Here is a 14419-nt window from a genome sequence, read left to right on the forward strand (position 1 = left end):
CGTGCAGACCCTCCGTTTCCTGGCCGCCGCCGCGCTCGTTTTAGGGCCGGTGGCCCTGAGCGCGCCCGCGCAGGCCGACCCGACCACGCCCGCCGAGGACGCGTTGACGGCGTCCTCCTACCCGCCGCCCTCCACGCTGATCAGCCAGGCCGCCGCAGGGCAGCCCCGGCTGGAGACGGCCAAGAGGACCCGGCCGGTCGCGCCGGGCCTCTCGCTGACCTCGTTCGACACCTATGACGCGCTGGGCTGGCTGCGCGCCGACGCGCTGACCGCCGACCTCGGCGGCGGCAAGGGCGGTCCCAAGGCCGACTACGTCTTCTCCGGCGAGGTGACCAGGACCGAGCCGCTGTCCGGCCCCGCCGGGCGCTCACGCGCGGTGGCGGCGGTCAACGGCGACTTCTTCGACATCAACAACTCCGGCGCCGCCCAGGGCATCGGCGTGCAGGACGGCACGCTGGTCCAGTCGCCGGTCGCCGGGCACGACAACGCGGTCGCCGTCACCGGCGACGGCGTCGGGCGGGTGCTCAAGATGTACTTCGAGGGCACCGCCACGCCCTCCGGCGGCGCGCCGATCGCGCTCACCCAGTTCAACCAGATGGTGCAGAACGGCGGCGTGGGCCTGTTCACGCCGCTGTGGGGCTCCTACAACCGGGCCCGCGCCGTCGAGGGCGCCGCCACGGTCGCCGAGGTCGTGCTGGTGGACGGCGTCGTCACCGAGGTGCGCGCCGCCGCCGGCAGCGGGCCCATCCCCGCCGGGACCACGATCCTGCTCGGCCGGGACGCCGGCGCCGCCGCCCTGTCGGCCCTGAAGGCCGGCGACCGGGTGGACGTGAAGTACCAGCCGAAGGCGTCGGACGGCTCCGCCGTCAAGGCGGCCGTCGGCGGCAACTACGTCCTGGTCAAGGACGGCGTCGTGCAGAACAGCGCCGACCCGGCCGCGCACCCGCGCACCGCCGTGGGCTTCTCCGCCGACGGCAGGAAGATGTACCTGCTGACCGTGGACGGCCGCCAGGCCGACAGCCGCGGCGTCACGCTCAACGAGCTGGCCGCCATGATGGTGGACCTGGGGGCGGCCAACGCGCTCAACCTCGACGGCGGCGGCTCCTCCACCCTGCTGGCGCGCGAGCCCGGCTCGGCCGAGGTGCAGGTGGAGAACAGCCCCTCCGACGGCGGCGAGCGCCACGTGCCCAACGGCCTGGCGCTGTACGCCCCCGAGGGCAGCGGCAAGCTCAAGGGCTTCTGGCTGGAGACCGCGAGCGACCCGGCCAAGGCGCCCGGCGTCGGGCCCGTCGCGGGCGGCCGTCCCGACCGCGTCTTCCCCGGCCTCACCAGGCGGCTGACCGCCGCCGGCTACGACGAGACGTACGGGCCCGCGGCCGGCACGCCGTCGTGGCGGGCCAACCCGGCCGTGCACGGCGTGATCAGGAACGGCAGGTTCCACGCTCTGGTGCCCGGCCAGACCACCGTCACCGCCTCGCGCGGCGGCGCGAAGGGCACGATCGGCCTGACCGTGCTCCAGCCGTTGCAGCGGCTCGGCGCCACGGCCGACCGGCTCGGCATCTCGGGCGCGGACGGCAGCGCCGCCTTCGGCGTCGTCGGCTACGACCACAACGGCAACTCCGCGCCCATCGAGCCGGACGACCTCACCCTCGACTACGACCGGAACCTGTTCGAGGTCACCCCGGCCGAGCACGGGTACTTCACCGTCAAGGCCCGGCAGGCCACCGGCTCCGGGCTGATCACCGCCAAAGTCGGGAAGATCACCACGGCCGTCCCGGTGACGGTCGGCTTCGAGTCCAAGCCGGTCGCCGACTTCGAGGACGCGGCCAAGTGGACCTTCGCCGCCGCCCGCGCCACCGGCTCGCTGTCGGCCGCGCCCGGCCAGAGCGGCGGCGGGCTCAAGCTGTCCTACGACTTCACCACCTCGACCGCCACCCGGGCCGCCTACGCCAGCCCGCCGCAGCAGATCGTGGTGGACGGGCAGCCGCAGGCGTTCGGGCTATGGATCAACTCCACCGGCAAGGGGGAGTGGCCCAGCCTGGAGTTCTACGACGCGCTCGGCCAGTCGCAGATCCTGCGTGGGCCGTACATGACGTGGACCGGCTGGCAGTACGTCGAGTTCCCGGTGCCCGCCGGGGTCAACTACCCGCTCAAGCTCCGGCGCTTCTACGTGGCCGAGACCAGGGCCGACGCCAAGTACGGCAACGACATCCTGATCGACGGCCTGGTGGCCAAGGTGTCGCCGTCGATCACCGCGCCGGCCGTGCCCAAGGTCGCCGACCCCGTCGTCAAGGCGGACGTGGCCAAGGCGCCCTGGCGGTTCGCGGTCATGTCGGACGCCCAGTTCGTGGCCCGGAACCCCGACAGCGACCTCGTCAGGAACGCCCGCCGCACGCTCAAGGAGATCAAGGCCGCCAAGCCCGACTTCCTGCTGATCAACGGCGACCTGGTGGACGAGGCGTCGCCGGAGGACTTCGCGCTGGCGAAGAAGATCCTCGACGAGGAGCTGGGAGGAGAGCTGAAATATCGCTACATCCCCGGCAACCATGAGGTCATGGGCGGCAAGATCGACAACTTCAAGGCCGTCTTCGGCGACACGTACGGCACGTTCGACCACAAGGGCACCCGCTTCATCACCCTGGACACCTCCCGCCTGAACCTGCGCGGCGGCGACTACGACCAGGTGGCGATGCTCCGCTCCGAGCTCGACAAGGCGGCCGAGGACGCCTCCGTCGGGTCGGTCACCGTGCTGTTCCACGTGCCGCCGCGCGACCCGACGCCGGGCAAGGGCAGCCAGCTCGGCGACCGGAAGGAGGCCGCGCTGGTCGAGGGCTGGCTGGCCGACTTCCAGCGCGACACCGGCAAGGGCGCGGCCTACATCGGCGGGCACGTGGGCACGTTCAACGCCTCGCGCGTGGACGCGGTGCCGTACTTCGTCAACGGCAACTCCGGCAAGAACCCGGCCACCGCCCCCGACGACGGCGGCTTCACCGGCTGGTCGCTGTGGGGCGTGGACCCCGTGACGCCCGCCGAGGCCGAGCACGTACGGCGCAACTGGTTCATCGACGCGCCCGGCTGGATCGGCACGCAGGTGCGGCCGCACGTGGACGAGCTGACGCTCACCATGCCCGCGACCCTCGCGGTCGGCGCGCCCGCGCCGGTCACGGCGGCGATCCGGCAGGACGACCGGACCGTGCCGGCCGCCTACCCGGTCTCGGTCTCCTGGTCGGGCTCGCCCAACCTGCACGTCGGCACCCGTCAGACGGCCAAGCCGTGGCACGTGGCGGTGCTCGACCCGGACACGGGCACGATCACGGCCCTGCGGGCCGGACAGGTGACGGTCGCCGTCACCGTCAGCGGGGTCACCCGCCAGGCGAGCGTGGCGATCACCGCCAAGGCCGCGGCCTGAGCCCCCGGCCAGGGAGGGACCACCCTCCCTGGCCGAAAACCCCCTGAATCCCGAAATATCGGGATGAAGTGTTAAGAATCTAGATAGCCATGGGATTCCCCATTCTTCCCCCGGATAGCACTCCTGACGTGCGGGGACCCGCCCCCGCAGGCCACGGGGCCGGGGGAAGGACTGGGGGGCTCGTCGGTGAACGCATGGACCTTCGAGGGACAACCCGGCGCGCTGGGGGACACGGTCACGCTCGTGGAGGGCGCCTCCTTCTGCGTGTCCCAGCACTGCGGTGACATCGTCCCCGGCGGCGCGCAGGGCGTCTACCACTCCGACACCCGGCTGCTGTCCCGCTGGATGCTGCGGGTGGACGACCATCCCGTCGAACCGCTGCAAGTGATCATGGGCGAGCCCTACCACGCCACATTCCTCGGCAAGGCCAGGCCGCGTCCCGGGTGGGCGGAGAGCACGCTGCTCGTGGTGCGCGACCGCTTCGTCGGCGTCGGGCTGCGCGAGGACCTCACGCTGCGCAACATGTCCGAGGAGGCCGCGGGCTGCGTCGTGTGCGTGCAGGCCGGCGCCGACCTGGCCGACCTGTTCGAGGTGAAGTCCGAACGCATCTGGCCCGCCGACGACGTCGAGGTGAACCCCGGCGAGCACGGCATCGAGATCCACTCGTCGAGCCGGGCCCGCGGCGCCAAGATCGCCGTCGAGCCGGCCGGCACGCCGGTCGTCACCGCGCAGGGGCTGCTCACCTTCGACATCGTGGTCCCCGCCCGCGGCGAATGGCACGCCACCGTGCTCGTGACGCCGATCCACGACGGCGAGGAGACCTCGGCCTGGTTCCCCGTCGCCCGTCCCGCCCACAACGCCGAGCCGGCCCGCCGCCTGGCCGAGTGGACCGCCGGCACCCCCACCCTGGAGAGCACGAACGCCGGCCTCGTCGAGGCGCTCGACCGCTCGCGCCAGGACCTGGGCAGCCTGCGCCTGTTCGACCGCGACCACCCCGACGAGCCGCCCGCCATCGCCGCGGGCGCGCCCTGGTTCATGACGCTGTTCGGCCGCGACTCGCTGCTGACCTCCTGGATGGCGCTGCCGCTGGACCAGACGCTCGCGCTCGGCACCCTGCGCAGGCTGGCCCGGCTCCAGGGCGAGAAGGTAGACCTGCTGTCGGAGGAGGAGCCCGGCAAGATCATGCACGAGCTGCGCTTCGGCGTCCACGACGGCTCCTCGCCGTACGGGGGACGGGCCTACTACGGCTCGGTGGACGCCACCCCGCTGTTCGTCATGCTCCTCGGCGAGCTGCGCCGCTGGGGCGTGCACGGCGAGGCGGTCGACGAACTGCTGCCGCACGCCGACGCCGCGCTCGACTGGATCGAGCAGTACGGCAGCCGCGACGGCTTCGTCTGGTACCAGCGCAAGACCGACCGCGGCCTGGTCAACCAGGGCTGGAAGGACTCCTTCGACGGCGTCAACTTCGCCGACGGCACCATCGCCCGCCCGCCGATCGCCCTGGCCGAGGTGCAGGGCTACGTCTACGCCGCCTACCTGGCCCGCGCCCGCTTCGCCTGCCAGCAGGGCGACGAGGCCGGCGAGCGGCGCTACGCGCAGCGGGCGCAGGCGATCAGGGAGGCGTTCAACGAGCGGTTCTGGCTGCCCGGCCCCGGCTACTACGCCATGGGCCTGGACGGGCGCGGCCGGCCCATCGACGGCCTGGGCTCCAACATGGGCCACTGCCTGTGGGCCGGCATCGCCGACGAGGACAAGGCGCAGCAGGTGGCCCGCCACCTGCTCTCGCCCGAGATGTTCACCGGGTTCGGGGTGCGCACGCTGGCCTCGTCCATGGGGGCCTACAACCCGATGAGCTACCACAACGGCTCGGTGTGGCCGCACGACAGCGCGATCGTCGCCGCCGGGCTGATGCGTTACGGCCACGTCGAGGAGGCCCAGCGCATCGCCGTCGGGTTGCTGGAGGCCGCGCACTCCTTCGGCGGGCGGCTGCCGGAGCTGTTCTGCGGGTTCGGCAAGGAGGAGTACCGGCGGCCGGTGCCGTACCCGACGTCGTGCTCGCCGCAGGCGTGGGCCGCCGCCGCGCCCATCCAGCTCGTGCGCACGTTGCTGCGGCTGGACCCGGGGGTGCCGTACGGCAAGTTGTGGCTGGTCCCGGCGCTGCCCGAGGGGTTCGGGGACGTGACGATCAAGGGCATGCCGGTGGGGGGCTCCAGAGTCGGCATCCGCGTCAGGGGGGACGGCGGCACGCCGATGGTGTCCGGCCTGCCCGACGGCGTCGAGCTGGTCACCGAACCGCGCCGCCCGATCAGCGGCCCCTGCGGCTCCGGCCGCGGAGCACACGACCTGCCGGCGCGATGACACGGCGCTGTGACGACCGGATCGACACGGGGAGGTGCCGGGATGACGGATTCCGAGGACGACTGGGCAGGCGCGCTGCGCATCGTGATGGTCGCCCCACCCTGGGAGGAGGTGCCGCCACGGGCCTACGGCGGGATCGAGCAGATGCTCGCCGACCTGATCACGGGCCTGTCCGCACGCGGCCACGAGGTGACGCTGATCGGCTCGGGCAGCACGGCGGTCCCGGCCAAGTTCCTGGCCACCTACCCAGAGGCGCCCTCGCAGCGGATCGGCGAGTCGCTGCCCGAGGTGCTGCACGCCGCCCACGCCTGGCGGGCGCTCGAAGGGCTGCCCGCCGACATCGTGCACGACCACTCGCTGGCCGGGCCGCTCACCGCGCTCGGCCGGGCGACCCCGACCGTGGTCACCTGCCACGGCCCGGCCGGCGGCGAGCTGGGCGAGGTGTACCGGGCGCTCGGCGAGCACGTCAACCTGATCGCGGTCTCCGACGCCCAGCGCGCCGACGCGCCCGACCTCAACTGGGTCGCCACCGTGCACAACGCGCTCGACGCCGCCTCCTTCCCCTTCCGGGAGCACAAGGAGGACTGGGTGTTGTGGCTGGGCCGGTTCAGCCACAGCAAGGGGCCGGACCTGGCCATCGACGCCGCCCGCGCGGCGGGCCGTCCCATCGTGCTGGCGGGCAAGCTCACCGAGCCGTGCGAGCGGGACTACTTCGACGAGCACGTACGGCCCCGGCTGGGCCCCGGCGTCTCCTACGTGGGCGAGGCCGACGCCGAGCGCAAGCGCGAGCTGCTGGCCGCCGCCCGCTGCATGGTCTTCCCCATCCAGTGGGAGGAGCCGTTCGGGATGGTGGTGATCGAGGCCATGGCCTGCGGCACGCCCGTCGTCGCCATCGGCCGGGGTGCGGTGCCGGAGATCGTCGTGGACGGGGTGACGGGGTTCGTGCTGCGGGAGGCGGCCGAGCTGCCCGCGGCGATCGAGGCGGCCGGGCGGCTCGACCCGCGGGCCTGCCGCGACCACGTCGAGCGGCACTTCGGCGTGGAGGCGATGGCCGCGGCCTACGAGGCGGTCTACCGCCGCCTGCTGGCCGCCCCCCGCCCGGTGCGGCTCACCGACGAGGGGCGGTGAGCCCGCCGGCCCCGGTCAGCCGGCCGCCGGCACGGTGTACTTCCCGGCCGGTTCCGACACCGCCGCCTCCTTCAGGACGACGGCGCCGCCCACCGCCTTGCTGTCGGGCTTGACGACGTAGGAGGCGCGCGAGGCGGGCCGGTCGAAGACGCTGAAGTCCATCGGCGTGCCGCCCAGCCCGGCCTCCCACGCCTTCTGCGACCGGTGGGCCGCCACGATGCCCGCCCGGCTGAGGTCCTTGGCCTGGCACGCCTTGCGCAGCGCGTCGCCGACGATGACCGCCGCGGTCCAGCCGGCCGCGACGCCGCTGTCCAGGGGCTGGCCGGCGTACTTGGCCCGGTAGTCGGCGATGAGCTTGGCGTAGGCCGGCAGCGGCGCGCTGATGGGGGCGCCCGCGGTCACGTAGAAGAAGTCCTTCAGCAGCGCCGGGGCGGCCGGGGTGGCCAGGAGCTGCGGGCTGTAGGCCGAGTTGCTGCCCACGAACGGCACGTCCATCCCGGCGGCCAGGGCCACGCCGACCAGCGAGGCCGTCTGACGCGGGCCGACCGACACCAGCACGGCTTTGACGCCCGCCTTCCTGAACGCCGCCACCTGCGCGGTCATGTCCTGGTCGGTCGCCTTGATCTTCTGCTCGACCAGCGTGAGCCCCAGCTCGCCGGCGGCGTACTTGGACCCGGCCAGCGCGCTCTCGCCGTAGTCGCCCTCGAAGTACAGGTGGCCGATGCGGTCCCCGGCCTTGACGCCCTTCTCCTTCACCAGGAAGTCGACGGCGTTGATCATGTCCACGTCGTAGGTGGTGCCGGTGACCTGGATGGCCTCGCTGCCGAGCAGGCCGGTGGCCCACGCCATGGGCAGGGTGAGGATCTTGTCGGCGGTGATCCTGTCCTTGAGCGCGGTGACCATCGGCGAGCCGATGAACTGCGGGATGGCGGCCGTCTTCGGCGCGACCTCGGCGTAGGCGGCCATCGCCTTCTGCGCGTCGTAGCCGTGGTCGCGGACGATGGTCTCGATCTTCCTGCCGCAGACGCCACCGCCCTGGTTGACCTGCTCGAAGTAGAGCTGCTGCGCCTGGGTGAGGCTCTTGCCGAGCGAGGCGTACGGGCCGGTCAGGTCGGTGAGCAGGCTGAGGGTGATGGTGTCGGCGGTGACGCCGGGGCCGGTCCTGACGCCGTCGCCGCCGGCGGCGGTGGACGCCTGGCCGCCGCCGGTGGCCTTGCCGCTGCCGCACGCGGTGGCCGCCAGCCCCAGCGCCAGCAGCGCGGCTAGGACGGCCGTTCGGTTACGTGACATGTGAGCTCCTGGTCTCGGGGGACGGTTCCGGGGACGTCGATGGGCGGCCCGGTGATCCGCGGCGCAGGGCGCGCGGCAGGCCGAGCAGGCCGCCGGGGAGGAAGAGGACGACGGCGACGACGGCGGCGCCGTACAGGATGCGGGCGGCCTCGGCGGGGGACAGGCCGCCGCCGGAGCCGGGCGGGGACACCAGGGGGATGGCGTCGCCGTAACGGGTGAGCAGTTGCGGCAGCAGGGAGACGAAGACGGCGCCGAGCACCGCGCCGCCCACCGAGCCCAGGCCGCCGATGACGATCATCGCCAGGTAGTCGAGGGAGAGCAGCATGCCGAAGTGGTCCGGCACGGTCCGCTGGAAGACCAGGGCCAGCAGCACGCCGGCCAGGCCGCCATACATGGACGACAGCACGAACACGCCGGCCCGGTAGCGGGTGACGGGCACCCCCATCACCCCGGCCGCGATCTCGTGGTCGCGGATCGTGTTCAGCGCCCGGCCCGGCCGTCCGCGCAGCACGCCGCGGGCGAACAGCGCCGCCCCCAGCAGCGCCAGGCCGCCCAGGAACCACAGCCGCTCCAGCGCGCCGAACGGCACGTCCAGGACGACCAGCTCGGGCCCGTCGGCGAAGGCGAACCCGAAGACCTCCATCGCCGGCACGGCCCGCCCGTTGAAGCCGCCCGTGACCGGCCCGGCGTTGAACAGCAGGTGCTGCCCGCCGAAGATGAGCGCCAGCGTGGCGATGCCCAGATAGGCGCCCTTGAGCCGCCCGGCGATCGGGCTGAAAAGCCCGCCGGCGACCCCCGCCAGCGCCACGGCCAGCACGGCGGACGGCAGCGGCGGCAGGCCCAGGCCGCCCAGCGACGCGGTGGGCTCGGCGGCCAGGTACACGTACGCGTAGGCGCCCACGGCCAGGAAGAACGCGTGGCCCATGGACAGCTGCCCGGTCGCCCCGGTCAGCAGGTTGACGCCGATCGCGCCGATCGCGGCCGCCATGGCGAACAGCCCCGCCTGCAGCCAGAATCCCTCCAGGTAGAAGGGCACGGCGACGAAGGCGGCCAGGGCGGCCAGTGACACGACGGTCCTAGACACGGGCCCGCTCCCTCGTCCCGAACAGCCCGGCGGGCCGCAGCAGCAGCACGACGACCATGACGAGGAACGGCGCCACGTCGCCGATCCCGCGGCCGAGGAAGTCCAGGTCGTTCTGGTAGCCGGTGGTCAGGGCCTCGGTGACGCCGACGATCAGGCCGCCGGCCAGGGCGCCCGTGGTGGAGTCCAGGCCGCCGAGTATCGCGGCGGGGAAGGCCTTCAGCGCGGCCACCGAGGTGCCGCGGTCCAGGCCGGGCGTCGGGAAGACGCACAGGAACAGCGCGGCCACCGCCGCCAGTGCCCCGGCCACGGCCCACGCGCCGACCGAGACCCGGCCGAGCCGCACGCCCATGAGCGCGGCCGTCTCGGCGTCCTCGGCGGTGGCCCGCATCGCCACCCCCCACCCGGTGTACTTGAACGCCAGCAGGAACGCCGTGATCAGCACCCCCGCCACGGCCAGCGCGACGACCCTGGTCTCGGCGACCGTGACCGCCCCGACGCGCAGCACCCGCGACCCCCACGGGTCGCCCATCGCCAGCACCTCGGCGCCGATCCGCCGGGTGAGCTCGGTGGTGAGCACGATGTCCACGCCGATGGTGACGATGGCCAGCACGCTGTGCGAACCCGCCTTCGAGCGGCGGATGACCAGGAACTCCACCAGCGCCCCGAGGACCGCCGCCGACGCGACCCCGGCCAGCAGCGCGGGCCAGAAGCCGAGGTGGGGGTGCAGCCGGGCCACCACGTACCCGCCGGCCAGCAGTAGCGAGGCGTGCGCGAAGTTCACCACCTCGGTGGCCTTGAAGATGACGACGAAGCCGAGCGCGATCAGCGCGTAGACGGCCCCGAGGGACAGCCCGTTGACCAGCAGCTCCACAAAGGTGATCACCGCGTCTCCTCCACGCCCAGGTACGCGCCGACGACCGCCGGGTCGTCCCGCACCTCGGCGGGCGGCCCGTCGGCGATGCGGCGGCCGAAGTCCAGGACGGTCACCCGGTCGGCCAGCCGCATGACCAGGCCCATGTCGTGCTCGACCAGGAGGACGGAGATGCCCAGGCTCTCCCGTACCGACCTGATCAGCTCGGCCATCTCCAACCGCTCGCCGCCGTTCATCCCGGCGACCGGCTCGTCCAGCAGGAGCAGGCGCGGTTCCATGGCCAGGGCCCTGGCCAGCTCGACCCGCTTCTGCACCCCGTACGGCAGCAGCCCGACCGGCGTGTCCAGCACCGGGGCCAGGCCGGCGAACGCGGCGATCTCGGCGACCCTGGCCGCGTGGGCGCGCTGCTCGCGGCGCGCGCCCGGCAGGCCGAGCCCGGCCGAGACGAACCCGGCCCGGGTGAGCCGGTGGCGGCCCAGCAGCAGGTTGTCCCGCACCGGCCGGCCGGGGGAGAGCGCGAGGTTCTGGAACGTGCGGGCCACGCCGAGCGCGGCGATCCGGTGCGGGCGCAGCGCGGTCAGCTCGCTCCCGCCGAACCTGACGCTGCCGGAGGCCGCCCGGCAGACGCCGGACAGCACGTTGAAGCAGGTGGACTTGCCCGCGCCGTTCGGGCCGATGAGCGCGTGCACGGTGCCGGGCGCGACCGTGAAGCCGACGCCGTCCAGCGCCGTCAGGCCGGCGAAGCGCACGGTCACGTCGCTCACCTCCAGAGCGGGCATACCATCCGGTTGGTATGTGGGGGTCACGCGGACCACCTCGACAGCCCGGCCCTGGTCCGCGCCACCGGGGCCGCGTCGTCCACGCCCAGGTAGCGGCGGCGCACCTCGTCGCCGCGGGCCAGCTCGGCCGCCGGTCCCTCCAGCGCGACCGCGCCGACCTCCAGCACGTACGCGTGGGAGGCCAGCGCCAGGGCCGTGGCGGCGTTCTGCTCGACGAGCAGGATCGAGGTGCCGGCGGCGTTGATCGCCCGGATCGTGGCGGCGATCGTGGCGGCCGCCCGGGGAGCCAGGCCGAGCGTCGGCTCGTCCAGCAGCAGCACCGACGGCGCGGCCATCAGCGCCCGGCCGATGGCCAGCAGTTGCTGCTCGCCGCCGGACAGCAGCCCGGCGCGCTGGTGCGCCCGCTCGGCCAGCACGGGGAACAGCTCGCGCACCCGCTCCCTGGCCCGCGCGGCGGCCGCGCGCGGCGTGCCCAGCCCGCCGGCCCGCAGGTTCTCCTCCACCGTCATGCGGGCGAACACCCGGCGGCCCTCGGGCACGTGGGTGACGCCGCGCCGCACCACGGCCGAGGCCGCCTGCCCGTCCACGCGCGTCCCGGCCACGGTGACGCCGCCCGCAGCGATCCGGCCCCGGTGGAACCGCAGCGTGCCCGAGACCGCCCGCAGCAGCGTCGACTTCCCGGCGCCGTTCGCGCCCAGCACGGCCACCACCGCCCCGGACGGCACGCTCAGTGACACGCCGTCCAGGGCGCGGACGGGACCGTAGTCCACCACGAGACCGTCCACCCTCAGCTCGGCCATTCGTCTTCCTCGCAGGACCCCATGGCGGCCCACCCAAACCGGCGTCCGGGGCCGCCGTCCAGAGTCGGCGGCGAAGTCGGGCTCCCTGCCCACCGCGGCCGGGGGCCCGTTGTGCAGCCGCACAACGCGAGGTCACAAAACGCTACAGAGCCTTGTTCTGGTACGGCGGCCGGTGGCAGCCTCGGGGAATGCGTCCCCCTACGGTCGTGGACGAGGACGTCCGCCAGACGTTACGCACCGCAGCCAGGGCACTGCTCGAACGCCTGCCCGAGCTGACCGGCGAGCTGGTCGCCAGGACGCGCGGCGGCGACGACGTCTACAGCGCCTGCGTCCCCTACGACGAGCACTGGAAGAGCACCCTCGAAGGCGTGCGCCTGGGGCTGACCGCGATCCTCCAGGAGCCGTCCGAGCGGCGCGACCTGGTCTTCACCCGGGCGATGGCCCAGCGCCGGGCCGAGCAGGGGCTCCCGCTGGAGTCGCTGCTGCGCATGTACCGCCTGGCCGGCCAGGTCACCTGGTCGGCGATCGTGGACCACATGGAACGCGAGCGGCCCGACCGCCTCGACGTCCTGGTCCGCGCCGCCGGCCACGTCTGGCACGCGATCGACCGGCAGTCGCTGGTGGCCTGCGACGTCTACGGCAGGCGCGAGCAGGAGATCCTCGGCCGCAGCAAGGAACGCGTCAACGCGCTGCTGGACGCCCTGCTCGACGGCGCCGCCGACGCGGGGGTCGTCCGCGCCGCCGCCGACTCCCTCGACCTGCCCGAACGCGCCCGCTACGCCGTCGTCACCGTGCGCTTCCCCGGCGGGCGGCACCACGACGACGTCCGGCTGCCGGCGACCCTGGGCGCGCTGCGGCTGCTGTGGCGCATGCGCACCGGGCACGAGGTCGCCGTCGTCGCGCTCGGCCGGGCCACCCTGGACGACCTGTGCCAGGAGCTGAGCCTGATCGTCAGCGGCGTCGCCGGCGTCAGCCCCGTCGTCACCGGCCTGGACGAGCTGGGCACCGCGCACGAGCTGGCCTCCCTCGCCATGCGCACCTGCGCCGACGGCGGCCCCGAGATCGCCCGCCTGGACGAGCGGGTGCCGGCCGTGCTGATGATCGGCCAGCCCGGCGTCGCCCGGCATCTCGTCGACGGCGCGCTCGGGCGGCTGCTCGCGCTCGACCCGGCCGACCGCGACACGCTGCTGAGCACCCTGGAGACGTGGCTCGCCTGCGACGGCTCGGCCGCCAGGGCCGCCGGGCGGCTGTTCTGCCACCGCAACACGATCATCAACCGGGTCCGCAGGATCGAGCAGCTCACCGGGCGCTCGCTCACCCGCCCACGCGACATCGTGGACCTCGCCCTGGCCCTGGACGCGGTACGCCTGCTGCCCGCCGCGCCTCCGGCGAAGGGCTGATCGGGCCCGGAGCGGCGAAGGGAGGATCGCGCATAGCGGCGAAGCGATGTCGGGCTCGGCCCGGCGAAGTCGCGTAGCGCGTCATTCGGGGATATTTCGCCTTTGGCGAGAATAGCCGCTTTCGCGGCTGCACTCTTTGCTCTTCTCTGGCGATGCCGAAGATGCGATATGGGCGACGATGGGGAATGTAGCTGTCGATCAACGCATTCGACACCTGACTTACGCACGCGCGGACATTATTGATGAATATCCGGACATAGCGTCCAGGCCGCCGTCGTGGGTGTCATTGAATCGCTCGTGATCTCTCTTCATTCGCTTCTTCCGCACGAATCAACGGGAAAAGTCATGCGATATCTTCGACGAAGCGCCGTCCTGGCCGCCGCGATCTCCCTGGTGGCCGACGCCCTGGGTGGCGTGCCCGCGCATGCCGACAGCACGCCTCGGCAGACCGCCCCGCTCATCCGGCCGGTGGCCGCCCAGCCCGCGCCTCCTCCCGGCACGGGAAGCGCGGAGATCGGCGGGCTGGTCTGCGGGCCTCCGTACGTGACCGGCGACCCGGACCTGGGGCCGACGATCCTGCCCAGGACCGGCTACCTCGGCGCCCTGCTGCGTGACTACGTGCCGCTGGGCGGCCTCAACCCGCAGCACTTCCTCTCGCGCTACTGGGACTACGCCACGGGCAATTACCGATTCCCGCCCGACTCCGGATTCGCCCGTTCCGGTAATTACCCCAACGGAAGACTCCTGCTCAAGACGACGTTTCTGCAGATCGGCATGAGGCTCGACCGTTTCGGCGGGTACACCGGAGCGTTCCTGTCGCCGTTGGGCGACCAGTTCATCAAGCGCGCACTGCCGCCGCGCAACCTGAACACCAATCCGCAGGATCCGCAGCACCTGTGCAATTACCACGCGTTCCGGGTGCTCAAGTCGTTCCGCGTCGAGGTGGGCCCGGCGGCGCCCGCGTTCGAGCAGCAGGGCGGCGGCACGCAGTACCACGTGGTCAGCAGGTACATTCCGGAGGCCCCGCAGACCAGCGACGAGGTTCCGGTGAGCTGGCTGCTGGCGAACGGCTACCTGGAGGAGATCGAGCCGGTCCTGGTGACCACCGTCAGGACCGACGACGCCACGACGGCCCAGGACGCCACCGTGGCCCAGGGCGCTCCCGCGGCCCAGGACGTGACCGCCCGTGACACGGCAGCCCGCGGCACGGCTCGCGACGCGGTCAACCGCGGCACGTACGTCACGTCCCGCAGGCCCACCCCGGCGGGCCGCCCGTCCGCGTACAGGCGGCCGTAGGCGG

Annotated in this window: 10 protein-coding genes; 5 read left to right on the forward strand and 5 right to left on the reverse strand. The window is 73.2% G+C overall.

Features of this window, described 5'->3' with window-relative positions; genetic code table 11:
- Position 1 precedes the first annotated feature (1 nt).
- The 3 genes from ACWCSU_RS22555 (at position 2) to ACWCSU_RS22565 (ending at position 6895) form a co-directional block, all read left to right on the forward strand.
- Positions 2 to 3409, forward strand: coding sequence for a phosphodiester glycosidase family protein (locus ACWCSU_RS22555; protein WP_449937221.1), 3408 nt, complete (start codon positions 2 to 4; stop codon positions 3407 to 3409).
- Between the two features lie 186 nt (positions 3410 to 3595).
- Entirely contained in the window at positions 3596 to 5767 is a 2172-nt protein-coding gene (locus ACWCSU_RS22560) for an amylo-alpha-1,6-glucosidase (RefSeq protein WP_449937224.1), read from the forward strand.
- 42 nt (positions 5768 to 5809) lie between these two features.
- A complete protein-coding gene (locus ACWCSU_RS22565; RefSeq protein ID WP_364088147.1) occupies positions 5810 to 6895 on the forward strand; it encodes a glycosyltransferase family 4 protein in 1086 nt (361 codons plus the stop codon).
- A 15-nt stretch (positions 6896 to 6910) separates the two neighbouring features.
- On the opposite strand, the gene ACWCSU_RS22570 is transcribed toward ACWCSU_RS22565, so the two are convergent.
- From ACWCSU_RS22570 to ACWCSU_RS22590, 5 genes are read right to left on the reverse strand one after another with little or no spacing between them, the layout of a single operon-like run.
- On the reverse strand, positions 6911 to 8185 hold the full coding sequence (locus ACWCSU_RS22570; RefSeq protein WP_449937225.1) for an ABC transporter substrate-binding protein: 1275 nt from the start codon (positions 8183 to 8185) through the stop codon (positions 6911 to 6913).
- Entirely contained in the window at positions 8175 to 9269 is a 1095-nt protein-coding gene (locus ACWCSU_RS22575) for a branched-chain amino acid ABC transporter permease (protein WP_357706473.1), read from the reverse strand. Before ACWCSU_RS22575 ends, ACWCSU_RS22570 begins: the two co-directional genes overlap by 11 nt.
- A complete protein-coding gene (locus ACWCSU_RS22580) occupies positions 9262 to 10152 on the reverse strand; it encodes a branched-chain amino acid ABC transporter permease (protein ID WP_449937226.1) in 891 nt (296 codons plus the stop codon). Before ACWCSU_RS22580 ends, ACWCSU_RS22575 begins: the two co-directional genes overlap by 8 nt.
- Positions 10149 to 10919 (reverse strand): ABC transporter ATP-binding protein, encoded by a 771-nt coding sequence (locus tag ACWCSU_RS22585; RefSeq protein WP_449937228.1) that lies wholly within the window; start codon positions 10917 to 10919, stop codon positions 10149 to 10151. Before ACWCSU_RS22585 ends, ACWCSU_RS22580 begins: the two co-directional genes overlap by 4 nt.
- Before the next feature lie 23 nt (positions 10920 to 10942).
- On the reverse strand, positions 10943 to 11719 hold the full coding sequence (locus ACWCSU_RS22590; protein WP_364088157.1) for an ABC transporter ATP-binding protein: 777 nt from the start codon (positions 11717 to 11719) through the stop codon (positions 10943 to 10945).
- A gap of 188 nt (positions 11720 to 11907) precedes the next feature.
- Between ACWCSU_RS22590 and ACWCSU_RS22595 the strand changes: the two genes are divergently transcribed.
- Both ACWCSU_RS22595 and ACWCSU_RS22600 read left to right on the forward strand, forming a co-directional pair.
- Positions 11908 to 13119 carry a PucR family transcriptional regulator gene (locus tag ACWCSU_RS22595; RefSeq protein WP_357706463.1) on the forward strand — a complete coding sequence of 404 codons (1212 nt, stop codon included), beginning with the start codon at positions 11908 to 11910 and terminating at the stop codon, positions 13117 to 13119.
- Positions 13120 to 13464: 345 nt separating this feature from the next.
- Positions 13465 to 14415 (forward strand): TNT domain-containing protein, encoded by a 951-nt coding sequence (locus tag ACWCSU_RS22600; protein WP_449937229.1) that lies wholly within the window; start codon positions 13465 to 13467, stop codon positions 14413 to 14415.
- Positions 14416 to 14419 lie beyond the last annotated feature (4 nt).

Source organism: Nonomuraea sp. NPDC001699 (assembly GCF_053596455.1).

Bases quoted from the DNA above. Each gene is read 5' to 3' on its own strand.
- ACWCSU_RS22565 (WP_364088147.1), top strand. From the start codon at position 5,810: ATGACGGATTCCGAGGACGACTGGGCAGGCGCGCTGCGCATCGTGATG.
- ACWCSU_RS22570 (WP_449937225.1), bottom strand. From the start codon at position 8,185: ATGTCACGTAACCGAACGGCCGTCCTAGCCGCGCTGCTGGCGCTGGGG.
- ACWCSU_RS22585 (WP_449937228.1), bottom strand. From the start codon at position 10,919: ATGCCCGCTCTGGAGGTGAGCGACGTGACCGTGCGCTTCGCCGGCCTG.
- ACWCSU_RS22590 (WP_364088157.1), bottom strand. From the start codon at position 11,719: ATGGCCGAGCTGAGGGTGGACGGTCTCGTGGTGGACTACGGTCCCGTC.
- ACWCSU_RS22595 (WP_357706463.1), top strand. From the start codon at position 11,908: ATGCGTCCCCCTACGGTCGTGGACGAGGACGTCCGCCAGACGTTACGC.
- ACWCSU_RS22600 (WP_449937229.1), top strand. From the start codon at position 13,465: ATGCGATATCTTCGACGAAGCGCCGTCCTGGCCGCCGCGATCTCCCTG.